Annotated in this window: 17 protein-coding genes and 1 pseudogene; 13 read left to right on the plus strand and 5 right to left on the minus strand. The window is 52.3% G+C overall.

Annotated features, from left to right (window positions below; all coding sequences use genetic code 11):
• The first annotated feature begins 22 nt into the window (after nt 1–22).
• The 11 genes and pseudogenes from HP572_RS01570 to cysM all read left to right on the plus strand — a co-directional run bounded on the left by HP572_RS01570 (nt 23) and on the right by cysM (nt 14,961).
• Entirely contained in the window at nt 23–544 is a 522-nt protein-coding gene (locus HP572_RS01570) for a sigma-70 family RNA polymerase sigma factor (RefSeq protein WP_240584590.1), read from the plus strand.
• Nucleotides 531–1,481, plus strand: coding sequence for a FecR domain-containing protein (locus tag HP572_RS01575; RefSeq protein ID WP_240346516.1), 951 nt, complete (start codon nt 531–533; stop codon nt 1,479–1,481). Before HP572_RS01570 ends, HP572_RS01575 begins: the two co-directional genes overlap by 14 nt.
• 119 nt (nt 1,482–1,600) lie before the next feature.
• The gene (locus HP572_RS01580) at nt 1,601–4,417 is read left to right on the plus strand and encodes a secretin and TonB N-terminal domain-containing protein (RefSeq protein WP_240584591.1); all 2,817 of its coding nucleotides are present in this window, start codon (nt 1,601–1,603) and stop codon (nt 4,415–4,417) included.
• 25 nt (nt 4,418–4,442) lie between these two features.
• Nucleotides 4,443–7,214, plus strand: a complete 2,772-nt coding sequence (locus HP572_RS01585; RefSeq protein ID WP_240584592.1) for a pitrilysin family protein — start codon at nt 4,443–4,445, stop codon at nt 7,212–7,214.
• On the plus strand, nt 7,211–8,884 hold the full coding sequence (locus HP572_RS01590) for an ABC transporter ATP-binding protein/permease (protein ID WP_240584593.1): 1,674 nt from the start codon (nt 7,211–7,213) through the stop codon (nt 8,882–8,884). Before HP572_RS01585 ends, HP572_RS01590 begins: the two co-directional genes overlap by 4 nt.
• 187 nt (nt 8,885–9,071) lie before the next feature.
• Complete coding sequence (locus HP572_RS01595; protein ID WP_240584594.1) at nt 9,072–9,683, plus strand: RpoE-regulated lipoprotein; 612 nt, start codon at nt 9,072–9,074, stop codon at nt 9,681–9,683.
• Between the two features lie 188 nt (nt 9,684–9,871).
• Nucleotides 9,872–10,771, plus strand: coding sequence for a Dyp-type peroxidase (locus HP572_RS01600; protein WP_240584595.1), 900 nt, complete (start codon nt 9,872–9,874; stop codon nt 10,769–10,771).
• A gap of 503 nt (nt 10,772–11,274) precedes the next feature.
• Nucleotides 11,275–12,303: a sulfate ABC transporter substrate-binding protein gene (locus HP572_RS01605; RefSeq protein WP_240584596.1), complete on the plus strand. Its 1,029-nt coding sequence runs from the start codon at nt 11,275–11,277 to the stop codon at nt 12,301–12,303.
• A pseudogene (gene cysT / locus HP572_RS01610) lies at nt 12,303–13,158 on the plus strand (sulfate/thiosulfate ABC transporter permease CysT). The gene HP572_RS01605 and the pseudogene cysT overlap by 1 nt, the downstream one beginning before the upstream one ends.
• Nucleotides 13,158–14,024 (plus strand): sulfate/thiosulfate ABC transporter permease CysW, encoded by an 867-nt coding sequence (gene cysW, locus HP572_RS01615; protein WP_240584597.1) that lies wholly within the window; start codon nt 13,158–13,160, stop codon nt 14,022–14,024. The pseudogene cysT and the gene cysW overlap by 1 nt, the downstream one beginning before the upstream one ends.
• Nucleotides 14,025–14,079: 55 nt before the next feature.
• A complete protein-coding gene (gene cysM, locus HP572_RS01620) occupies nt 14,080–14,961 on the plus strand; it encodes a cysteine synthase CysM (RefSeq protein WP_240584598.1) in 882 nt (293 codons plus the stop codon).
• Between the two features lie 3 nt (nt 14,962–14,964).
• Here cysM and HP572_RS01625 read toward each other — a convergent pair whose 3' ends face one another.
• Both HP572_RS01625 and HP572_RS01630 read right to left on the minus strand, forming a co-directional pair.
• Nucleotides 14,965–16,917: a MacB family efflux pump subunit gene (locus tag HP572_RS01625; RefSeq protein WP_240584599.1), complete on the minus strand. Its 1,953-nt coding sequence runs from the start codon at nt 16,915–16,917 to the stop codon at nt 14,965–14,967.
• A 3-nt stretch (nt 16,918–16,920) separates the two neighbouring features.
• On the minus strand, nt 16,921–18,120 hold the full coding sequence (locus tag HP572_RS01630; RefSeq protein ID WP_240584600.1) for an efflux RND transporter periplasmic adaptor subunit: 1,200 nt from the start codon (nt 18,118–18,120) through the stop codon (nt 16,921–16,923).
• Between the two features lie 250 nt (nt 18,121–18,370).
• Between HP572_RS01630 and HP572_RS01635 the strand changes: the two genes are divergently transcribed.
• Together HP572_RS01635 and HP572_RS01640 are read left to right on the plus strand one after the other, a co-directional pair.
• Nucleotides 18,371–19,051, plus strand: a complete 681-nt coding sequence (locus HP572_RS01635; RefSeq protein WP_039502616.1) for a response regulator transcription factor — start codon at nt 18,371–18,373, stop codon at nt 19,049–19,051.
• On the plus strand, nt 19,051–20,418 hold the full coding sequence (locus tag HP572_RS01640; protein ID WP_240584601.1) for an ATP-binding protein: 1,368 nt from the start codon (nt 19,051–19,053) through the stop codon (nt 20,416–20,418). Before HP572_RS01635 ends, HP572_RS01640 begins: the two co-directional genes overlap by 1 nt.
• 65 nt (nt 20,419–20,483) lie before the next feature.
• Here the strand turns inward: HP572_RS01640 and crr are convergent, their stop codons facing one another.
• From crr to ptsH, 3 genes are all read right to left on the minus strand, one after another.
• Nucleotides 20,484–20,993 carry a PTS glucose transporter subunit IIA gene (crr, locus tag HP572_RS01645; protein WP_010284368.1) on the minus strand — a complete coding sequence of 170 codons (510 nt, stop codon included), beginning with the start codon at nt 20,991–20,993 and terminating at the stop codon, nt 20,484–20,486.
• 148 nt (nt 20,994–21,141) lie between these two features.
• Nucleotides 21,142–22,869 carry a phosphoenolpyruvate-protein phosphotransferase PtsI gene (gene ptsI, locus HP572_RS01650; RefSeq protein ID WP_240584602.1) on the minus strand — a complete coding sequence of 576 codons (1,728 nt, stop codon included), beginning with the start codon at nt 22,867–22,869 and terminating at the stop codon, nt 21,142–21,144.
• Nucleotides 22,870–22,914: 45 nt separating this feature from the next.
• The gene (gene ptsH, locus HP572_RS01655) at nt 22,915–23,172 is read right to left on the minus strand and encodes a phosphocarrier protein Hpr (protein ID WP_005971891.1); all 258 of its coding nucleotides are present in this window, start codon (nt 23,170–23,172) and stop codon (nt 22,915–22,917) included.
• Between the last annotated feature and the right edge of the window lie 57 nt (nt 23,173–23,229).

Genomic DNA, 23,229 nt, shown 5'->3' on the forward strand with positions numbered 1-23,229 from the left:
CTTTTTGCCTGTTGAAACCACTATGACGCAGCTAACTTCTTTCTGGAGTGATTTTTACCAGACCCACCAAGGATGGCTGCGGGGATGGCTTTGTAAAAAAATGGGCTGCATTCATCAGGCAGATGATCTTACTCATGACACCTTCCTAAAACTCCTGACGCTTGCCGACCCCACAGCTATCCGACAGCCGAAGGCGTATCTGATGGTGACGGCGAATCACGTCATGATCGATCAGTTCCGTAAGCGTAAGCTGGAACAAGATGCGTTATCTGCATTAGCGGTATTAGTTGATGGGGAAGAAGAGCACTCTGCGGAATATCGTGTTGCGATAAGTCAACTTGTGGCGACAGCGCTACATATTCTGACCCATGAGTTAGATGAAAAGGTACAGCGTGCGTTTATTATGGCGCGTGTGGAAGGACACGATTATCGGGCGATTGCTGAGGCGCTGCACGTGAGTGAAAGTAGCGTAAAGCAATATCTGGCGAAAGCGATGGTGCATTTCCATAGCCGGATCTTTTTCCAGGAACATGATGAAGCATAACGCTGACTTTGAGCAGATTCAGCAACAAGCAGCTGAATGGGTACTACGCTTCTCGGAGGTCGAGCAGGATAGCGACGACGCGATATTACTGCACAAAGAGTGGCAGCAGTGGTGCCAGATCGATGCTCGCCATTCTGTGGTTTATCATCAGATGCAGCAATTATGGGCAAGTGCAGCCATCACGCCAGCGGCGACATCCCGAAAATCACGCTCATCCCGTTATGCTGCCCTGGCGATTTTCATCGCAGGTGGTTGGTTACTAAGCCAACTGCCTTATGCTTATTGGTTGGCCGATCAGCGCACTGTTGCTGGTGAAGTTCGGCGCATTGTTCTGGATGACGGCAGCGAATTGATGCTGAACAGCAATTCGGCTGTGAATATTTCCTTCACATCACAAAAACGAACAATCACGTTGCTACGTGGTGAAGTTTACGCGCATGTTGCCAAAGATCCGCGTAGCAGACCGTTTGTGATTGACAGTGCACAGGCAGCGGCTCAGGCACTGGGTACTCGCTATAGCGTACGTGATACAGGAGAGGATACGCTGGTGAGCGTTGACGAATCTCGAGTACGTGTTACTGCAAATGAGAACTCGGATATCCGCCTCGACCTTGGTGCTGGTCAGCAGGTTGGACTCGATCGGCTCCATATTACCCGGCCAGTGAGGGCATCAACGGAAGCGGGTTGGATTCACAACCAATTGATTTTTGAAAATGCCCCGTTTATTCAGGTTGTTGATGAACTTTCCCGTCATTACCCGGGGCTCATTTATCTGGATCCGCGTCAGCGTCAGGAATTAGACAGTCTGCACTTTACCGGCGTTCTGCCATTGAATGACAGTCAGCAGGCGCTCGAGCTACTGAAACATTCCCTTCCCATCTCCGTCCGGCAGTCTCTCGGCTACATTGTCTGGATTAGTGAAAATAAAAAACGTTAATAATCAATGGTAAAGAATTAATTTAAATATAAATGATAATTATTTTTATTTTCTTCTGCCCGATTTTTGCTGAACAACGTCTTCTCTCCTGAAAACATAAAATAATTCAGGGTAAATTCATGCGTAATTTTTTGGGGATGCGTAACACAATTTGGCCGACTGCGATGCTAACGCTGGCGTTAAGCGGAGGCGGCTCGGCGTTTGGCGCAACGGCGCCAGCACAATCAATACACCTTCCTGCACAGTCATTGGAAAAATCATTAACACAGTTGGCACGGCAGACGGGCGTCAACTTTGGTGTTGATAGTCAACTGGTGGCAGGGAAGCAAGCTCCTGCGTTGGAAGGAAACTACACGGTGGAACAGGCTTTGGACAGGTTATTGAACCGTAATAACCTTTATGCAGAGCCTACAGAAACCGGTAAAGCTTTTATCATTCGCCCAATGGCTAGCGTGCCTGCGGCGGATGATGTACAGAGCATACCTACGGGTGCAGAGAATAGCCGCGCAGGAAATGAAGGGCGCGGCGATGTGATCATGGTAAAAGCGCAGATTACGCCGGGGCCGATGGAGATCGGTAGCCAACAATTGGTGGCTGAGGAAATCGCAAAAAAGCCGACAGCTAATGGAAATATTACTGAATTGCTGCGCACCAATCCAAACGTGCAATTCTCTGAAACCTCACGCAATAGTGAGACTCCGGGAGAACTGGCCCCGGATGTTGTCTCGTTTCACGGTGAGAAATTCTATAACAACAACTTCATGATCGATGGGATGTCGAATAACGATCGCCTGAACCCCGGTGTGAATGTCGGTGAGGTGGGGGCTACAGCCAATGGGAATGCGGCTAATGATTTCCCATCTGGTCATCCTGAATCCTTCTGGATAGACAGTAGCCTGATTGAAAGCCTGTCGGTTTATGACAGTAACGTGTCTGCTAAGTATGGCCAATTCACTGGCGGTGTCATTGATGCCAAACTTAAGAAACCCTCGTTTACCGAGCCGTCTGGTTCTGTCTCTTACCGTACAACGCGTTCGTCATGGACGAAATATCATCTGGAGAAAAAAGATGAAGCCTCGTTCAGTGCCGCTACTACGGCTAAGAGGCAGCCTAAGTTTACCAAAAATTTTTATAACCTGAATGTGAGTCAGCCACTAAGTGATAATGCTGCGCTGATGTTTGTGTACAGCCGTAAGGAATCTGACATTCCGTTCTGGCATACGATTTTTCAAAGATGGGAAGATCAGTCGCGCGAATCTGAAACCTATATGTTACGGGGCGCGTGGGATGCTAATGAACGAAATCAATTTAGTTTATCACTCATGCATTCACCTCATAGTGCAAGTTATGTACGCACCAATACAAAATATGGTGACTTTACTGCTGAAGGAGGGGGATATAATGCCAACCTGAAGTGGGATAACCAGAATAAATTGGGAAAAATTGCCACACAGTTAATATGGAAACAGAACGAAAATACTATTAAGAATAGAGGCAATGATTATTATAATTGGCTTAAAACAGACAGTATTGACTGGGTATCGAGTTTCTCTGGAACCACAGCTCAAGAGGGAGGATATGGCACGGTAAGAACCGAGCAATCCGGCATTAACTTTAAACAGGATTGGCAGCTAAATCCTTTTTCTGTATGGGGTGTACAACATCAGTTTGATTTCGGCGTTGATACCGATTTCTCAGAAGCTCGCTATCAGCGTAAAAACAATTCCTATGCTTATGCTAATGCGAACAGAAAAAATACTGTGGTATGTAATGGTGATACTGCATGTATTGACGGCGAGCAGTATTTCCGCCAACGAACAGTATATGAAGCGTCTGATGTAAAAGTGGCGGCAAGCACTTATGCAGCTTATCTACAGGATACATTGACCTATTCCCGTGTGACGATGGTTCCCGGTGTTCGTGTTGATTATGATGATTACATGAAAAATGTGAACGTCTCACCGCGCTTTAGTTCGAGCTATGATGTTTGGGGGGACCGTTCCACAGAAATTTTCGGTGGAGTTAACCGTTACTATGCAGGGAATGTGTTGGCCTATAAGTTAAGAGAAGCGCGTAAGCTGGGCTATACCGAATGCCGTGTTGAGCATTTGAATTCATCTGGAGCATGTGGTGCAGCATCAACGGGTTCCAGTAATACGCCTGGTGATTGGGTTTACTCTCGTAATCTTTCCAGTACTAGTTACAGATACACTTCATTAAATACCCCTTACAGTGATGAATTGAATCTCGGTGTGCAGCAGCGTATTTATGACACCGTTTGGGCACTGAAGTGGGTTCATCGTGAAGCAAAAGATCAATTTTCTGCTGAGCGAAATGAAACCACAAAAGCCTATGAGCTCACTAATAACGGTAAATCAGAATCCGATACGTTTAGCCTGGTGGTAAAACCCGTTGCTCCAATTGAATGGAATTCCGCGGTATTTAGCTGGACGGCGGGAGGGAATATTCAGAAAAGTACTTCCTCAAATAAAGACTATGACACCGAAGCGGATCTCGATAGCTATATTCTCTACAACGGGAAAATGATCCGTGCGATTGATAAACCGGCAGATAATTTCAACCGTCCTTGGACAGCATTTATTGAATTGAATACTGAAATTCCTAACTGGCGTTTAGATTGGACGCAACGCTTAAGCTATGTGGGTGGCTATAAGGCGATGACGCGAACTGAAACTATTAACTGTCCAGATGATGACCGTTGTTCCGGATATGTTGGTGCTACCGATGTTTATGAAGAAGAGCAGTATGGCAACAATATGCTGTTGGATTGGCGTGTGACTTATACCCAGCCATTAGGTAAGCAGAATCTAAAAGTGGGCGTAGATGTACTCAATGTCCTGAATAAAGCCAATAAGAACGAATCTAACTATGGATTAGGTCGTCAGTTTTGGCTGGATGTGACGTATTCATGGTAAGTGAGAAAAATAATAAAGGTCAGTGATGAAAAATAAAATAATGTACTGGCTGGCGGGTGCTATTTGCCTGTTAGCTGGAAGTGTTGTGAGCCAGGCTGAAGAAGTGAAAAGCCCATTGCCGGTCATTAAAGAAGGGACGCTGGCGAATGGATTTCGCTACACCCTCGTGCCGCTGGAAGGGCAGAAGTCGCGGATAGATGTTCGCCTGATTGTTGATGTCGGTTCGATTGATGAGAAGGACAACGAATCCGGTGTGGCGCATATCGTGGAACATATGGTGTTCCGCGCCAGCGAGGCATTTCCTCAAGGCGTAAGTACCGAGCTGCACAAACAAGGTTGGGTACGCGGTCAGAGTTATAACGCCGTGACCAACTACGAGCGCACCATGTACATGATGAGCCCGCCGAAAGGGAATCGCGATCTGGGCACGACGTTGCAGGCGCTGAGCCAGATGACGAGCCATGCGAAACTACTGCAAAGCGATCTCGATGATGAGCGCAAAATTATTCTGGAAGAGTGGCGTGGCAAGCTGGGCGTAGCGGAACGCATGAACCAGCAGCGCGTACAGGCAATTCGCCATGACTCTCGTTATCCTTCCCGCCCGACGATTGGCACGGAAGCGTCGATTAACGACACGCCAGCCAGCGTACTGCAAGATTTCTATCAACGCTGGTATCACCCGTCGAATATGCGTTTGATGATTATTGGTGATATCACGCCTGCGGATGCAGAACGCGAAATTCAACGCTATTTTGCACCGCTGCCAAATGTCGCTGTGCCAGCCCGTGATTACTACGAGCCGTTACTGAAACCGAGACTCAATGTTGCCCGTTTGCAGGATAGCCAAAGTGGCAGCAGCCAGGTGTCATTTGTCTACCGTTTTAATGACAAGGACACATTCGGTCAGTCTGACTACTATCACCGCGTGCTGACGCAAATCACGATGTCTGCGGTAGGACGTCAGGTTCGTCGTCAGCAAGCGGAGCTGCCGCAAGACGCCAGTAGTCTGGTGGTGCGTAAATCGGATATCGGTAAAACAACGGCAGCGCTGGGCTTCTTCGCGAATGTGATGCCGGGTGGTCATGACGCAGCGATGTCTGCTGTGCTGAAAGAAATTGAGCGGTTTAAACGCTATCCGTTAAACGAGCAGGACATCACGGAGATCAAATCCAACATTCGTGAAGCGGCACAGCGTATGAGCGATGCGCCTGAAAAACGTGAATTTGCAGACTGGGTTCAACTGTTGACTATCTCATGGCAGCAGGATCGCCCTTATGTTGGTAGCCAGCAGCGCGGTAAAGATGCACTGGACATCTTGAACACGATCACGGCAGAGGACGTGAACCGCCAATGGCAACGCTGGTTAGCCTCACCGGATACGTTGGCACAGTTTAGCGTGCCGGGTGCGACGCCTTTCACGTTGCCGAAGCCGGATGCGATTCGTAAGTTACAGGCACAGTGGGCGGCAGCGACGCTGGCACCGTTACAGATAGAAAAAGAGAAAGTCATCCCTGAATTGCCTGCGGTAACGCAAACGGGGAAACGCACGGCGGTGAAGACCTTTGCCGCTCAGAAGGTAGAGCAGTGGCAGTTGAGCAATGGTGACCGCGTGGTCTGGCTGCGTGCGCCAGAAGCGGGTAAAAAAGTCTACCTGACGGCAGTGAGCGACGCGGGATATTTGTCGACGTCGACCAATCCGTGGCAGGTACAGCTGGCAAGCCAATTAGTAAACCAAAGCGGACCAGCAACATGGAGCGGTGAAGCGCTCAGTAACTGGAAAAAGGAAAAAACGCTGTCGCTGGGTATCAATCAGGAAGCGGATCAACTGACGGTAAGCGGGAATGCGCCAACGGGTGAGTTAGCAAACCTGTTAGCGTTATACCGTGAGCTGAATGTGGCTCCAGGTATCGATCCTGAAGTGATGAAAGAGAGCATGATGGGTCTGGCGCGTCAAAAAGCCAATGACGATCAATCGGTTTCAGGAACACGGGCCAGTGACATTGCCAAACTGCGTTTCGGTGCGCCAGCCTGGCAGCAGCCTGAAATTGCAGAGCTGAAGCAAATTTCAGCGCCCGCGCTGCTGTCACAGTGGCATAAAGCGGTGTTTGCTCCGGTCACCTACTATCTGGTGGCAGATATGCCAGCTGCACAGATTTTGCCGCAGGTTGAACGCTATTTAGCGACGATCCCGCGTCAGTCTGCTGGTGAGGTGAAATCACATCTGGCTCTGCCGGGTAAACGTGAAGCGACATCGGCCATCAGTATCGAACCACGTGCTGATATCCGCACCTGGAGCTTTACGCCGCATGCATGGACGCCACAGGCTGCCGTGCAGGTGAGCGTTGCCCGTAATCTGGCGAATAAGTATCTCAAAACCAGCCTGCGTGATGATGCGTTAGGTATTTACCGCATGCGTCTCGATAGCGAACTGGAAGATAAAAGACAGCGTATTGAAACGGAAGTGAGCTTCTCCAGCGCGCCTGAACGCGCGCAGGAATTGTGGACGCTGGCTGAGAAAGCCTTTGCTGAACTGCCGACGAAGATCACTCAGCAGGATGTCGATGAGCAGAAAGCACAGTTCATCCGTGCAGAAAAAGGGCGTCAGAGCGATCTCATGACGATAGAGCGTCGTCTGCTTCTGAGCTACCGCCACTATAACGATCCACGTTATCTGAGCAACGTATCCAAACTGGCTGACAGCATCACGCTGGAAGAGGTACGGGCGATGTCGGCGAAGCTGTATAACCCGGATAACCGCGTGCTTTACATCACCTTGCCGCAAGAGGTGAAAGAGTGAAAAAGATAGCGGCACAGTTTGTCGATCTCTGCCGCCCTTTTTGGCGGGGAAAACAAGGCTTATTAGCTCTGTTACTTCTTGTTGCTGCCATCAGTATGGGATGGACCATCGTCTATCTCAACGTATTGCTCAATGATTGGAGTAAAACGTTTTACGATGCGCTAGGGACGTTTGATAGCAGCTTGCTGCTCTCTCTCATGAAAGAGTACGGCATCTATATCCTGATTTATATCGTGGTATTTGTGCATCAGGACTGGTTCACTCGCTGGCTGATCATTCGTTGGCGCAGTGCCATGACGGAAGAGTTAGTGAATAGCTGGTTGGCAAAGCGGGCGTTTTATCGGATGTCGATAGTGGGAAAAATCGATAACCCCGATCAACGTATCGCTGAGGATATCAGCTTATTTGTTGATAAGACGGTGAGTCTGGTGGCGTCATTTTTGGTTGTGACGGCCCAGTTGTCATCTTTCGTCATCATTCTCTGGGAACTGTCGGGAGTACAGCGCTTTACGCTGTTCGGTGAGGAGTGGGTAATCAAAGGTTACCTGGTCTGGGCCGTCATTATCTATACCGTGTTCGGCACCTTGATTACGCATCTGATCGGTAAACGGCTGCACGGTATTAACTATGAGAAGCAACGTGCTGAAGCGAATTTCCGTGCGTCTTTGCTGCGTAAGCATGATAACGCGGAGCAAATTGCGCTATATGGTGGCGAACAGCAGGAAAAAAGCCATCTTAAGCGTCAATTTTCTGCGATTGTCTCTAACTGGTGGCGTTCAATGAATGCGGAACGTAATCTGGGTCTTTTCACCACGGGTTACATGCGTGTTAGCTTGATCGTCCCTATTTTTGCTGCATTACCGGCCTTTCTCAGTAAAACGGTAACGCTAGGCGGGTTGATGCAAATCCGCGGAGCGTTTGCTCAGGTGCATGGTGCGTTGAGCTGGTTTATTCGTATGTATCGGGAATTCATGGAGCTTTCCGCGAGCATGGAACGTCTGAGCCAGTTCAAACAGGAAATCAAACGCCATCAGTCTGAAGATGAAGTGGTTCCGGTCGGTGAACGTCTGCAACTGGATCAGCTTTCTTTCACCACGCCGCAGGGTTCTCCGCTGCTGCAAAAGGTGGATCTGAGCTGTGAAGTGGGTAGCTGGAGTAAGTTTTCTGGCCGCAGCGGGCTGGGGAAATCCACGCTGCTGCGTACGTTAAGCGGCCTGTGGCCGTATTACGATGGCCGCTGGCAGTCGCTGGAAGGTCGCAGCCTGCTGTTACCGCAGCAAAGCTATCTGGGGCAGGGTACGCTGGCAGAGATCCTCTGCTATCCGCACCCCGCACTGGCTGACAGCGAGATGCTGCGTCAGACGCTTGATAGCGTTGGGCTGGGCGCGTGGCGCGATCGTCTGGATGAGCAGCTAAACTGGGATCGCGTATTCTCCGGCGGGGAGCGGCAGCGTGTTGCCTTTGCCCGTGCGCTGATTGCTAAACCCGACACGCTCTATCTGGATGAAGCGACGAGCAATCTGGATCACGATGCAGCCAGACAGCTTCTGGCACTGGTCAAGCTGGCATTGCCAGCGTGTACCGTGGTGGCGATTACGCACCAGACGGAGCTGGACGATCTGTTCACGCACCGTTATGACTTAACGGATTTTGCCTCACAGCGTAGTTGATGTTGTTCGCAGGCCTTCCGGCTCTCGGGAGGTCTGCGGTTCTGGTAGGTTTCTCGTCCCATGCCCCCTATAATCTTCCGCAGGATTATCCCGTCTTTACGGCACTTTTCGTCGCTTGCAGACTCCAATCCCCATCTTACTAGGGTGGCTGATGACGAAAGCCGTTCAATCTTGAGGAGTACATGCCATGAATTTTCGCCCGCTGGGTTTATCGCTGGTGCTGGGTTTACCGCTGTTGCTGACCGGATGCAGCACGCTTTCCAATTTCTCCTGGTCCAGCCTGTCGCCGTTTAACTGGTTCGGTAGCTCGCTGGAAGTGACCGATGCGGGTGTCGGTGGAATCAATGCCGGTACGCCATTGTCCGAAGGGGCGCTACAGAGCGCGCTGGATGGCAGTTATCAACTGCGTAGCGGAATGGGCACGTCCAATGGTCAATTGGTCGCATTTTATCAGGCGCTGGATGGCAAAGACGTGAAGATGATCATCAGCGGCCAGCCGAAGGGCAGCGTACGCAAAGTTGAGGTCATGGATCCAGCGATTGGTAGCGCAGGCGGCGTGAAAATTGGTGATGTTTTTAGCAATACCTACAGCAAAGCGTTTGAATCCTGCCAGTTGGGGCAAGGTGATGATGCGCAGAGCGTGGAATGTGCCGCACCGCAGAGTACGCATATCAGCTACGTCTATTCCGGCGAGTGGAGCGGCCCGGAAGGCTTGATGCCGCCCGACGATATCCTGAAAACCTGGAAAGTGAGCAAAATTGTGTGGCACGCGCAGGGGCGTAACACATCTACTTTATGAAGGAGTGTCTCGTAAAGGACTAATTTGTCTTTACGCAAGGTAAAAGCCAGGCGGCTTCCGGTATGATAGCTGCTCTGTCTGGCATGTGCTGTGGCAGCCGCAATCTTTTATGACCGCAGTAATAAGCCATAACCACAGTAGTAAAAGCCATAACAACAAAGAAAAAACTGACGCTTGAGGAAGCAGAAATGACACCAATTCAAAGCGGTATTTTATTGGAACACCGCCGTTTTGCCATTTTTATGGAAGCGATGATTCAGGGAGAGTTTGATGCTATCCGGCAGGGATGCAAAAAATTCTGTCAGACGTTACAAGAGTTACAACAGCAGTATCCCGATGCGGGATTGGGCGCGGTGCTGGCGTTTGGCAGCGATGTCTGGCGCGATCTGGACTGCAACCACGGCGCGGCGGAGCTGAAGCCGTTTACGCCGTTGGGCAACGGGCTTGCTCCTGCTACACAGCGTGATGTGTTGATCCACATTCAATCGCTGCGCCATGATGTCAACTTTACGCTGGCACAGGCGGCGCTGACCGCATTTGGTGGCGCGATTCGTATCGAAGAAGAAACGCACGGCTTCCGTTGGGTGGAAGATCGCGATTTAAGCGGCTTTGTCGACGGCACGGAAAACCCGCAGGGCGATGCCCGTCATGCCGTGGCGATTATCCCTGAAGGCCAGCCGGATGCAGGCGGCAGCTATGTATTTACCCAGCGTTGGGAACACAATCTGAAGCAGCTGCAGCGTTTTAGCGTGGAACAGCAGGAACAGATGATCGGGCGTACCAAGCAGGACAACGAAGAGCTGTCTTCCGATGAACGCCCTGTAACGTCGCATCTTAGCCGCGTAGATTTAAAGGAAGACGGCAAGGGGCTGAAAATTCTGCGTCAGAGCCTGCCTTACGGCACCGCGAGCGGGAAAAACGGGCTCTACTTTGTCGCTTACTGCGCACGTTTGCATAACATTGAGCAGCAGTTGCTGAGCATGTTCGGCGATCGTGACGGTAAACGTGACGATATGCTGCGCTTTACGCGTGCCGTCAGCGGCAGCTACTTCTTTGCGCCTTCTCTGGATCAGCTTTTGTCGCTGTAAGATCTGACGCATTTTCCTGATGCCTGCACCTGTGCAGGCATTCATTCTCTCCCTCTCCGCTTTCAATTTTTCCACTTCCCTGCCTTGGAATCTGACCGCGCCTTTGGTTTTTCAGCATGCTTTTTCTTCTCGTCTCGCTCGTTTCGGGGTTATGTCCTTTAGCGCTTAAAAAGCCCGAAATGTTATATATAAAGGTTATATGTTAGCCGCCACTTCCCCTTACACTGATTTACGCTGTACCCGTCATACTTCAAGCTGCTTGTGCGTTGGCTGCCCTTACTCACCCCAGTCACTTACCTGAGTAAGCTCCTGGGGATTCGCTCGGTTGCCGCGTTACAAGGCCATAAATGGGCCTTGCCATAAAGGGTCAACGCAGAGCGTTGTTCAAAACGCTAACGTTTTGTCACGCAACTCGAATTATTTAGGGTATATACAAAAACGGCTATGAAACGGCCCCTATAACAAGGCCTACCGAATAGGCTCTAACTCTGGCAGGACATAAGATGAATCAAGTACAGGTGAAAGGCTGGCTGGTGAAAGGTTCTCTGGCGCTGTCATTGCTGCTGGGCGGGCAGAGTGCTGTCTCCGCTACCGAGCTGCTGAACAGCTCCTATGATGTGTCGCGTGAGCTCTTTGTTGCGCTCAATCCCGGCTTTGAAAAACAGTGGCTGTCGCAGCATCCTAACGATCCGCTGACGATCAAACAATCGCATGCTGGTTCATCTAAGCAGGCGTTGGCTATTCTGCAAGGCCTAAAGGCCGATGTCGTGACCTATAATCAGGTGACGGACGTCCAGATCCTGCACGATCGCGGTCAGCTGATTCCGGCTGATTGGCAGGCGCGTTTACCGAATAACAGCTCCCCATTTTACTCCACCATGGCCTTCTTGGTTCGCAAAGGCAATCCTAAAGGGATTCACGACTGGAACGATCTGGTGCGTGATGACGTTAAGCTGATTTTCCCGAATCCGAAAACCTCCGGCAATGCCCGTTACACCTACCTTGCGGCCTGGGGTGCGACCAGTAAAGCCAACGGTGGCGACGAGGCCAAAACGCGCGCGTGGATCACGCGTTTTCTGGCGAACGTCGAAGTCTTTGATACCGGCGGCCGTGGCGCAACCACCACGTTTGCGGAACGCCAGTTGGGCGATGTGCTGATCAGCTTTGAATCCGAGGTGAATAATATCCGTAACCAGTATGGCGCCGAGAACTACGAGGTGATCGTCCCGAAGGTCAATGTGCTGGCGGAATTCCCTGTGGCGTGGATCGATAAGAATGTCGAGAAGAACGGCACTGAACAGGCGGCAAAAGCCTATCTGAATTATCTGTATAGCCCGGAAGCGCAGAAAATCATCACTGATTTTTACTACCGTGTGAATAATCCTGAATTGACGCAAACGCTGAAATCCCGCTTCCCGGAAACCACCTTATTTCGGGTGGAAGATCAGTTTGGGACGTGGCCGCAGGTGATGAAAACTCATTTCGACACCGGTGGTGAACTGGATAAATTGCTGGCGGCTGGTCGTCAGTAATGTCTTTGGGGGCGGGTAATTTTTTTTCTGGTTCAGGTAAACGGGTGCTGCCGGGATTCGCGCTGAGTCTGGGCAGCAGCCTGCTGTTCGTCTGTCTGATTCTGCTGCTGCCCTTAAGCGCGCTGGTCATGCAGCTCTCAGAAATGAGTCTGGCGCAGTACTGGGCGGTGATCGCTAATCCGCAGGTGGTGGCTGCCTACAAAGTAACGCTGTTGGCGGCGGGGCTGGCAACGGTATTTAATGCAGGATTCGGCCTGTTAATGGCGTGGATTCTGACGCGTTATCGCTTTCCCGGCAGGGCTCTGCTGGATGGGCTGATGGATTTACCCTTTGCGCTCCCCACTGCCGTAGCGGGGCTGACGCTGGCCGCGTCTGTTTTCAACGACCGGCTGGTACGGCGCATGGCTGGCAGAGTACGGCATCAAGGTGTCCTATACCTGGCTGGGGATTACGGTCGCGATGGCGTTCACCAGCATTCCTTTTGTGGTGCGCACCGTTCAGCCCGTGTTGGAAGATCTGGGGCCAGAATACGAAGAAGCGGCGCAAACGCTGGGGGCGAATCGCTGGCAGTGTTTTCGCTACGTCATTTTACCGGAGTTAACTCCGGCGCTCTTAACGGGCACTGCGCTGTCGTTTGCCCGCAGTCTGGGCGAGTTTGGCGCAGTTATCTTTATTGCAGGGAACATTGCCTGGCAGACGGAAGTCGTTTCGCTGATGATTTTTATCCGCCTGCAGGAGTTCGATTTCCCTGCCGCCAGTGCGATTGCCTCCGTCGTATTAGCCGCGTCTTTATTAATCCTGTTTGCCGTCAACGTGCTGCAAAGCCGTTTTGGTCAACGGACCCGGAGCGTGTAATGGCAGAGATACCGACTGTAACGCCACGGCGTCAACCTCATCCGGTTCGGCAGGAACGCAACGGGGCGAGAGCGGCGTTGATTGCGCTGGGCGTGATATTATCGCTCATCATGCTGGTCATCCCCCTGGTGTCAATTTTTGCCGCTGCGCTGTCGCACGGGCTGGGGGGCGTCTGGCGTAACCTGAGCGACCCTGACATGCTGCATGCCATTGGCCTCACGCTGCTGGTGGTTGCGATCGTCGTACCGGTGAATCTGGTGTTTGGCACGCTGCTGGCGTGGCTGGTTACGCGCTTTCAGTTTCCGGGGCGGCAACTGTTGCTCACGCTGATCGACATTCCTTTTGCCGTCTCACCGGTGGTTGCGGGTTTGCTGTATCTGCTCTTTTACAGCACTAACGGCCCGGTTGGCGGCTGGCTGGATGAGCAGGGGATACAGCTGATGTTTGCCTGGCCGGGCATTGTGCTGGTAACGATATTCGTGACCTGCCCGTTTATGGTCAGGGAGCTGGTTCCGGTGATGATGAGTCAGGGCAGTCAGGAAGAAGAAGCGGCGGTGCTGCTCGGTGCGTCAGGCTGGCAGGTGTTCTATCGGGTGACGCTACCGAATATTCGCTGGGCGCTGCTGTATGGCGTTGTGCTGACGAATGCCCGAGCGATTGGCGAGTTTGGCGCCGTGTCTGTGGTGTCAGGCTCGATTCGCGGTGAAACCTACACGCTGCCGCTACAGGTCGAATTGCTGCATCAGGATTATAACAGCGTGGGGGCGTTTACCGCGGCGGCGCTGTTAACCGTGATGGCGATACTGACGCTGTTCATCAAAAGCGCCTTGCAGTGGCGGATGAAGCGGCAAATGAATAAACACTAACTCTACTCTTTTCTATCACTCGCGCTGCACGCGTGAGGTTTTTAGGACTCAACTTGTGACAACGCTTGAGCATTGTATTGGCAATACCCCGCTGGTGAAATTGCAGCGCCTGACACAGGGGTTGAATAGTGAAATCTGGCTGAAGCTGGAAGGAAATAACCCCGCTGGATCGGTAAAAGATCGGGCGGCGCTATCTATGATTCAGCAGGCGGAGAATCGCGGTGACATCGCCCCCGGTGACCGGCTCATTGAGGCGACCAGCGGGAATACCGGCATTGCGTTGGCGATGATTGCGGCGGTAAAAGGCTATCGTCTGCGCCTGCTGATGCCGGACAACATGAGCTATGAACGTCAGACCGCGATGCGCGCGTATGGCGCAGAGCTGGTGTTGGTTAGTCGCAAGCTGGGAATGGAAGGGGCGCGGGATCGCGCAAAACAGATGGTGCTGGCGGGAGAAGGGAAAACGCTCGATCAGTTCAATAACCCGGACAATTCGCTGGCGCACTTTCTTACGACTGGCCCAGAGATCTGGCAGCAGACGGCGGGTAAGGTGACTCACTTTATCTCCAGCATGGGAACGACTGGCACGATTTCTGGCGTCAGCCGCTATCTGAAGCAGCAGAACCCAGCGATTTGCACGGTGGGATTACAGCCTGCGGAAGGCAGCCACATTCCCGGAATTCGCCGCTGGACGCCGGACTATATGCCAGGGATTTTCCGTGCCGATCTGGTCGATCGCATTCTGGATATGACGCAGGTGGACGCTGAGAATACGTTACGCCAACTGGCACGTCAGGAAGGTATCTTCTGTGGCGTCAGTTCCGGTGGCGCGGTGGCAGGTGCACTGCGGATCGCAGCGGAAAACCCCGGCAGCGTGATTGTGGCAATCGCCTGCGATCGCGGCGATCGGTATCTGTCCACCGGGGTATTTGACTGACGACTATTCCCGCTCCAGCGCGTGGATCGGTTCCATCCGCGCGGCACGACGGGCGGGGAAGAAGCCGAAGATAATGCCGATTAGGCTGGAGCACAGGAACGCGGCAATAATCGAGGAACTGGAATAGATCATCGCGAAATTGCTACTGAACTGGGCGAACAGTACGCCGATAGCCAGCGACAGCCCCACGCCGATGATGCCGCCGAACAGGCAAACCAGCACGGCTTCGATCAGAAACTGCTGCATGATATCGCTGGTGCGTGCGCCAACCGCCATACGAACGCCGATCTCTCGGGTTCGCTCTGTGACGGAAACCAGCATGATGTTCATCACGCCGATACCGCCCACCAGTAGCGAGATCAGCGCGATCATCGACACCAGCAGCGTGAGCGTGGTGGTGGTTTTCTCGATCATCTGACGGATGCTGTCGGTGTTCATGATGAAGAAGTCTTTCGTGCCGTGCCGCTGCGTCAGCAGTGCGGTGATGCTTTTCTCGGCGACGTTCATATCGATATTGTCTTTCACCCGCACCGTGATGCTTTTCAGGTAGGACTGTCCGACCATACGCTTCATCACTGTGGTGTACGGTACCCAGACGTTCAGATTTTCATCGCTGCCGAAGCCGCCCTGATTCTTACTGACGACGCCAATAATCCGTACGGGCAGCGAGCCCAGCAGAATCACTTGTCCAATGGGATCTTCGCCGTGAGGAAAAAGCTTATCGCGCGTGTTTTTATCAATCACGGCGTCCTGCTTCAGTTCATCGACGCTGCTACGAGGGAAAAGCACGCCGCGTTGCAGGGTATAGCCACGCACGGTGAAGAACTGCTCGCCAACCCCGGAAATGCTGGCGGAAACGGCAATGTTGCCGTAGCGCATCGTTACGCTGGTGGAGATAGACGGCGTGACGCTGTGCACGTAGGGCTGCTGCGTCAGCGGCTGGATATCACTGGCACGTAAGGTCTGGATGGCGCTGGCATCCATGTCGCCGAAGTCTTTGCCGGGGAAAATTTCCAGCGTGCTGGTGCCCATCGAGTTGATGTCGGCCAGTACCTGTTCCTGTGAGCCTTTTCCCAGTGCGACGACTGAGACGACGGAGGCAATGCCGATGATGATGCCGAGCATGGTCAGAAAGGTACGCATCCGTTGGGCGTTCATCGCCAGCAGCGCCATTTTAAACGCGTCAATAAAGCGATCTTTGAATTGATTCAGGGCGGACGTCGCCGGAGAGCTGGCGGCTTCCTGTGACGGTACTGTGGCCTCTTCGGGACGCGTTTGCCGGTCGGCAATCACTTCGCCATCGCGCAGTTCGATAATGCGATGAGCGTGTTCGGCAATCGTCATATCGTGGGTGACGATCACAACGGTATTACCCTGCCTGTGCAGATCGCGAAGTATGCTCAGAACCTCGTTGCCGCTGTGGGTGTCGAGCGCACCGGTGGGTTCATCCGCCAGAATAATACCGCCGCCGTTCATCAGCGCCCGCGCGATACTCACACGCTGCTGCTGGCCACCGGAAAGCTGGCTGGGCCGATAGTGGAGACGATTTTCCAGCCCTAGCCGAGTGAGCAGCTCTGCCGCCCGTTGACGGCGTGCCAGCCGACTTTTTCCGGCATAAATGGCCGGAACTTCAACATTCCCCAGCGCTGTTAGATCGCCGAGTAAATGATAGCGCTGGAAAATAAAGCCGAAATGCTCGCGGCGCAGCTCTGCTAGCTGGTCGTTATCCAGTTCGCCAACAGCGCGTCCTGCCACCTGATAATCACCAGCGGACGGTTTATCCAGACAGCCGAGAATATTCATCAGCGTGGATTTTCCCGATCCGGACGCCCCGACAATCGCCACCATTTCTCCCTGATTGATGGTTAGATTGATGTCCTTGAGGACGGTGACCTCCTGTTCGCCGTTGGAAAAGCGGCGGGTAATACCGGTCAGCTTCAGTAAGGATGTGGACATACGTTACATCCCCATCGGTGGGCCAGGATGCGTAGACGCGACATCGCTGGACGATGGGCTGACAACGACCTGTTCCCCCACGCTGAGCCCCGAACGAATCTGGGTGCGCACGTTATCATTGAGGCCAAGCGTCACCAGACGCGATTCAACCTTCTTGTTCGCATTCACCACCTGCACGTACCACATGCCATCGCGCGAGGTTAACGCCGTTGCTGGAACGACAATGGCGTTTTTCACTGAAGACAGCAGAATATATACCTGTGCCGTCATGGAAATGCGCAAGACGCCGTCAGGGTTTTTCACATCGAACAGACCGTTGTAATAGATCGCGGTGCTGGATGATGAACTGGAACTGCTACTTGAACTGGATGAGGTTGTGGTCGAGTCCGTGTTGATGGAGTCTGGCGCTGGCTCAATCGAGCTCAGCGTGGCTTCGTAACGGTTATTCGGTTCGCCCAGAATACTGAACCACACGGGCATGCCGGTTTTCACCTTGACGACGTCGGCTTCTGAGATTTTCACCTTGATGGTCATGGTGTCCAGATTGGCGACTTTGGCGATGGTCGGCGTCGTCTGAATCGCGTTGACCGTTTGCCCAGCTTCAACCGGAATGGCCACCACGGTACCGTCCATCGGTGAACGAATTTGGGTGTATCCCAGATTAACCTTGGCGGTGTTGACGGTAATCTGTGCCTGAATGATTTGGGCGTCCAGCGCGTCAATATTGGCTCGGGTGGCATCCAACGTCGCTTTCGCACTATCGTAATCAGCCTGTGCGCCAACGCCGCGTTTCATCAGCATTTGCTGACGCTGCCAGCTTAATTCGTTATTACGCAATTCCGCCAGTTTGGCTGCTCGCTGTGCCTGAATGTTTTTTAACGCGGCCTCACCGTTTTTTAGCGTGTCCTGCTGGGTGAGGTCATCAATCTCGGCGATCAATTGCCCCTTTTTCACCTTATCGCCAAGTTCGACGTGCAGCGCTTTGATTTGCCCCGAGGCCTGTGCACCGACGCTGACCTGCTTTTGTGCCTCAATTTTGCCGTCAGCGAGTACCGTCTGTTCGAGATCCGCAATTTCGGCGGTGGCAGTAAGCGCATTGGGCTCGTGTGATGGCTTGTTGAAAAACAGATGAAGAACGACAGCAGCAGCGATAAGGCCAAGCGCGATCGTCGTACGGCGTCGTGTAAAAAATCGTGATTGCATCAGGGGGAGTCGTCCTTAATTCATGCATCTGAACGGAAATAAATAACGTAGGTGAGTAATTTACCCCGAGTCCGTAAAGGTAGCGGTAATCTTTGCTGAAAGAAATGGTAAGGATTAAGTAAATCTGGCTGCGAATATTCACGCCAGGCCTGAGAATACATCATCTATACCCATCATACTTCAAGCTGCATGTGCGTTTCCTTCCCGCAACTCGAATACGTAGGGTATACCCGATTAATGAGGACAGGATATGAATATTTTACTGGTCGATGACGACGTAGAGCTGGGCGACATGCTCTGTGAGTATCTGAATGCGGAAGGGTTTTCAACCTCGCGGGTGCTGACGGGCAAAGAGGGCGTCGATGGCGCGATATCGGGGGATTACACCGCGATGATTCTGGATGTGATGCTGCCGGATATGAGCGGGATTGACGTGCTGCGCCAGATCAGAAAAACCCAGCAGTTGCCCGTTATTATGCTGACCGCGAGAGGCGACAACATCGACAGAGTTATCGGTCTGGAAATGGGCGCGGATGACTATATGCCTAAACCGTGTTATCCGCGTGAGCTGGTGGCAAGACTGCGGGCGGTACTGCGCCGCTATGACGATCAGCCGAGCACAAAGCGCGACGAGAGCCTGGCTGCCAGCGGCGATCTGGTGTTGAACCCCGCCACGCGCATTAGCGAATGGCGGGGGAAGCCGTTTGATCTGACGGCGTCTGAGTTTAATTTGCTGGAGCTGCTGTTACGTTCCCCTGAACGGGTGGTGTCAAAAGATGAGCTGTCCGAAAAATGCCTGGGGCGTCGCCGTGAAGCCTATGACCGCAGCGTGGACGTGCACATCAGCAATATTCGTCAGAAGCTCGGCGCCTTGCCGGGCAACGCCATGACGATTGAAACCGTGCGCAGCGTGGGATACCGGATTCGCTGATGATGATTCGTGGACGACTTTTCTGGAAGATACTGCTCGGGTTCTGGCTGACGTTCCTCGTCATGTCTCAGCTGCTGTGGCTGGCTTTTTCTTTTTACGGCGAGCGACATAAGCCGCTGGAAGAAATCGTGGTGTCGCGCATTGCGACACTGCAAACGGAGATGGTGGCTGCGGCGCTGCAACATGGTGGCTTGGGTGAACTGAACGATGTGATGTCGCTGCTGCCGCAGCAAGAGCAGCAATACATTTCCGTCACGGAATCGCCGCTGCCGCTGTCCGATCAGGAGTTGGTTTCCGGCTCGCAGAACGCGTTGCTCGATGAGGCTTTTGCGCCGGATAAACGTGGCATGCCGCGTGCCACGCATATTATCAAGCAGGTCAGCGGCCCAGCCGGAAAGTGGTATCAGATTCGTTATGATGCTGAGCTGCTGCGCAGCGAATTTCGTCCCCCTAGGCCAGTCGAATTTCTCAACGTGCCCGTGCCGTTTGTCATCATTGCGGGGTTGGGTGGCCTGTTGTTCAGCTCGGTACTGGCATGGAGCCTGGCACGTCCGCTAAGTCAGATTCGTGCGGGCTTTGATCAGGTTGCGCAGGGCGATCTGAACGTGCGTCTGCTGCCAGTGATGCATAAACGTCATGATGAAATCAGCGATGTCGCGCGGGATTTCGATTCGATGGTCGAACGACTGGACAGTCTGGCCAGCGCGCGTGAACAACTGCTCCATGATGTCTCGCATGAACTACGCTCCCCGCTGGCGCGTTTGCAGCTCGCTATCGGGTTGATAAGACAGAACCCCGACAATATAGAGAGTTCCTTGCAGCGTATTGAGCGTGAAGCTTTGCTGATGGATAAGATGATTGGCGAACTGTTGACGCTATCGCGCACGGAGCATTCCGGCATTGAGGAAGCCTATTTCGATTTGCTGGGGCTGGTGACGGCTGTGGTCAACGATGCGCGCTACGAAGCGCAGGTCACCGGCGTTGAAATCCTGCTGGCGGCGGATGAGGACGAAGACTACACGATTAAAGGCAACGCGGAGCTAATGCGCAGGGCCGTCGATAATGTGATGCGCAACGCGCTACGTTTTTCTGCTCCCACGCAGCAGGTTTCCGTGTCGCTCATTGGCACTGAACATGAGTGGACGATTCTGGTCGTCGATCAGGGGCCTGGTGTGGAGAAAAGTAAGCTCTCCAGCATCTTCGATCCTTTCATTCGTGTTGATTCACCGCTGTCTGGCAAAGGCTATGGGCTGGGGCTGGCGATTACTCGTAAAGTCGTGCTGGCGCACGGCGGGCATATTGAGGCGGAGAATGGTGAGCAGTGCGGGTTAGTGATTCGCCTGTGCATGCCGCGCTGGAAAGCCTGAAACGAAAACGGCACCATCCGGGTGCCGTCTCGTGCAAACGTAGTAAACCATCCGTAGAAGACGGCTTACTTTTTGATACGGATAACCGGCGTTTCGCCGACAACAACCGTACCACTCAGTTTGGTCAATTCCTTGATTTCATCCATGTTGGAAATAACCACTGGTGTCAGAGTAGACTTCGCTTTTTCTTCCAGCAGAGCCAGGTCAAACTCGATAACGAGATCGCCTTTCTTCACGCGCTGGCCTTCTTCGGCGATGCGCTTGAAGCCTTCGCCTTTCAATTCAACGGTATCAATACCAAAGTGCACAAACAGCTCAATGCCGCTGTCAGACTCGATGGAAAACGCATGGTTGGTTTCAAAAATCTTACCGATGGTGCCGTCTACCGGTGCGACAATCTTGTTGCCAGTTGGCTTGATGGCAATACCGTCACCGACGATTTTCTCTGCAAATACGACATCAGGAACGTCTTCAATATTGACGATTTCACCGGACAGCGGGGCAATGATTTCGATGCTGCCAGTGTCTTTTTTGTCGTCAGAAACCAGAGACTTCAATTTATCGAACAAACCCATGATTCTCTCCTAAGCATTAATATTGGGCCAGCGTATACCCTAATCTTTCAAGTTGGTGTGGCATTGGTTTTCTTCGCTACCCCGACTGCGAATCTATCGCTTGTCGGGGTGCTGATTGCCACCTTGAAACCTATTAGGTAAAGCAGAATCAGCAGAGCGTTTTTTCTTTAATAAAGCGGCTCACCAGATTGCTTAACTCTTGTGCTGTCGGTTGAGCGAGTGCTTGCTCCGCCAGCGCCTTCGCATCTTCGTAATTCGCATTACGGATGATTTTCTTGATGCTCGGGATAGAGATCGCACTCATGCTGAATTCGTCCAGACCCATTCCCAATAACAGTAGTGTAGCACGTTCGTCACCGGCGAGCTCACCACACATCCCTGTCCACTTGCCTTCGGCATGGGATGCGTCGATGACCTGTTTGATCAGGGTCAGGACGGCAGGGGACATCGGGTTATAGAGATGAGAAATCAGCTCATTACCGCGATCAACTGCCAGAGTATACTGGGTTAAGTCATTTGTCCCAATACTAAAGAAGTCGACTTCTTTGGCTAAATGTGGCGCGATAGCAGCGGCGGCAGGTGTTTCCACCATCACGCCGACTTCAATGCTTTCGTCGAAGGCTTTACCTTCTTCTCTCAGCTGTGCTTTCAGCATCTCCAGCTCGGCTTTCAGCTCACGCACTTCTTCCACGGAAATAATCATCGGGAACATGATACGCAGCTTGCCAAATTTTGATGCGCGCAGAATGGCACGCAGCTGAGCGTGCAGGATTTCTTTACGATCCAGACAGATACGGATAGCACGCCAGCCAAGGAACGGGTTCTCTTCCTTCGGCAGGTTCATGTAGGGCAGATCTTTGTCGCCACCGATATCCATGGTACGGACGATAACGGCCTGAGCGCCAACGGCTTCGGCAACTGCCTTATACGCCTGGAACTGCTCTTCTTCGGTAGGCAGCGAGTCACGATCCATGAACAGGAATTCGGTACGATACAGGCCGACACCTTCTGCGCCATTACGCTCAGCACCCGCGACATCACGCACGGTACCGATGTTGGCACAGACTTCAACCTGATGACCGTCCAGCGTGATGGCTGGCAGATCTTTCAGCTTGGCCAGCTCATACTTTTCAGCGTGGTATTGCTGCTGAACGGCTTTTAATTCTTCAATTTTATCCGCGGTCGGATTCTGATAGATCTGGTTGTTTACGGCATCCAGAATCAGATAGTCGCCGTTTTTAACCTGCTGGGTCACATTGGTCGTGCCGACGATCGCAGGCAGCTCCAGCGAACGGGCCATAATGGACGTGTGAGACGTGCGGCCACCGAGGTCAGTGATGAAGCCCAGCACTTTGTCCAGATTCAACTGCGCGGTTTCTGACGGTGTCAGGTCCGTAGCAACCAGAATGACTTCATCCTGAATATCGCCTAGATCGACGATGGTCATATTGAGAATGTTGCGTAACAAACGCTTCCCGATATCACGCATGTCCGCAGCGCGTTCTTTCAGATATTCATCATCAAGCTCTTCCAGTGCTTTAGCCTGGTTTTCGATGACGGAAAATGCAGCAGCGTCGGCGGAAGCATGCTCATCTTTAATCAGGGCTATGATTTCCTGCTCGAACTCTTCATCTTCCAGCAACATGATGTGGCCTTCGAAGATGGCTTCTTTCTCTGCGCCCAGCGTCTCGCCCGCTTTCTTCTTGATCGCTTCCAATTGTACGGATGCTTTGGAACGGCCAGTCAGAAAACGTTCAATTTCCTGCTCTACCTGATCCGCAGAGATTTTTTTCCGGTTGATGAGAATTTCATCTTCTTTCAGTAACAGTGCCTTACCAAAAGCAATACCCGGTGATACTAATATGCCTGAAATCATAACCCTACCTTACTCGATTCTGGTGTTCACTAAAAAACTCGTTGTTTACTCGAGCTCAGCCATCAGCTTGACCAGGTGTTCAACCGCTTTTTGTTCGTCTTCGCCTTCCGCAGCGATAGTAACCACAGTTCCTTGTGTTAAGCCGAGTGTTTGTAATTTGAACAGGCTCTTGGCGCTAGCGCTCTTGCCGTTGGACGTCACGGTGATTTCTGAGGTGAAGCCTTTGGCTTCTTTGACGAACTGAGCAGCAGGACGAGTGTGCAGGCCATTCGGTGCGGTGATAGTCACTTCTTGCTGGAACATGCTTTTTTCCCCAACTTATGGATTAGATTAATGTTGTGGAACTAAAGTCTAGTTGAT

Origin of the sequence: Pectobacterium sp. PL64, from assembly GCF_022477975.1 — a bacterium.
In the GTDB taxonomy this organism is placed as follows: Bacteria; Pseudomonadota; Gammaproteobacteria; order Enterobacterales; family Enterobacteriaceae; genus Pectobacterium; species Pectobacterium jejuense.

What these genes read in the sequence shown, in the direction of transcription:
- HP572_RS01600 (WP_240584595.1), top strand. Translation starts at nt 9,872, where the DNA reads ATGACACCAATTCAAAGCGGTATTTTATTGGAACACCGCCGTTTTGCC.
- HP572_RS01570 (WP_240584590.1), top strand. Translation starts at nt 23, where the DNA reads ATGACGCAGCTAACTTCTTTCTGGAGTGATTTTTACCAGACCCACCAA.
- HP572_RS01635 (WP_039502616.1), top strand. Translation starts at nt 18,371, where the DNA reads ATGAATATTTTACTGGTCGATGACGACGTAGAGCTGGGCGACATGCTC.
- HP572_RS01640 (WP_240584601.1), top strand. Translation starts at nt 19,051, where the DNA reads ATGATGATTCGTGGACGACTTTTCTGGAAGATACTGCTCGGGTTCTGG.
- HP572_RS01630 (WP_240584600.1), bottom strand. Translation starts at nt 18,120, where the DNA reads ATGCAATCACGATTTTTTACACGACGCCGTACGACGATCGCGCTTGGC.
- cysW (WP_240584597.1), top strand. Translation starts at nt 13,158, where the DNA reads ATGGCAGAGATACCGACTGTAACGCCACGGCGTCAACCTCATCCGGTT.
- HP572_RS01625 (WP_240584599.1), bottom strand. Translation starts at nt 16,917, where the DNA reads ATGTCCACATCCTTACTGAAGCTGACCGGTATTACCCGCCGCTTTTCC.
- HP572_RS01585 (WP_240584592.1), top strand. Translation starts at nt 4,443, where the DNA reads ATGAAAAATAAAATAATGTACTGGCTGGCGGGTGCTATTTGCCTGTTA.
- HP572_RS01580 (WP_240584591.1), top strand. Translation starts at nt 1,601, where the DNA reads ATGCGTAATTTTTTGGGGATGCGTAACACAATTTGGCCGACTGCGATG.
- HP572_RS01595 (WP_240584594.1), top strand. Translation starts at nt 9,072, where the DNA reads ATGAATTTTCGCCCGCTGGGTTTATCGCTGGTGCTGGGTTTACCGCTG.
- crr (WP_010284368.1), bottom strand. Translation starts at nt 20,993, where the DNA reads ATGGGTTTGTTCGATAAATTGAAGTCTCTGGTTTCTGACGACAAAAAA.
- HP572_RS01575 (WP_240346516.1), top strand. Translation starts at nt 531, where the DNA reads ATGATGAAGCATAACGCTGACTTTGAGCAGATTCAGCAACAAGCAGCT.
- ptsI (WP_240584602.1), bottom strand. Translation starts at nt 22,869, where the DNA reads ATGATTTCAGGCATATTAGTATCACCGGGTATTGCTTTTGGTAAGGCA.
- HP572_RS01605 (WP_240584596.1), top strand. Translation starts at nt 11,275, where the DNA reads ATGAATCAAGTACAGGTGAAAGGCTGGCTGGTGAAAGGTTCTCTGGCG.
- ptsH (WP_005971891.1), bottom strand. Translation starts at nt 23,172, where the DNA reads ATGTTCCAGCAAGAAGTGACTATCACCGCACCGAATGGCCTGCACACT.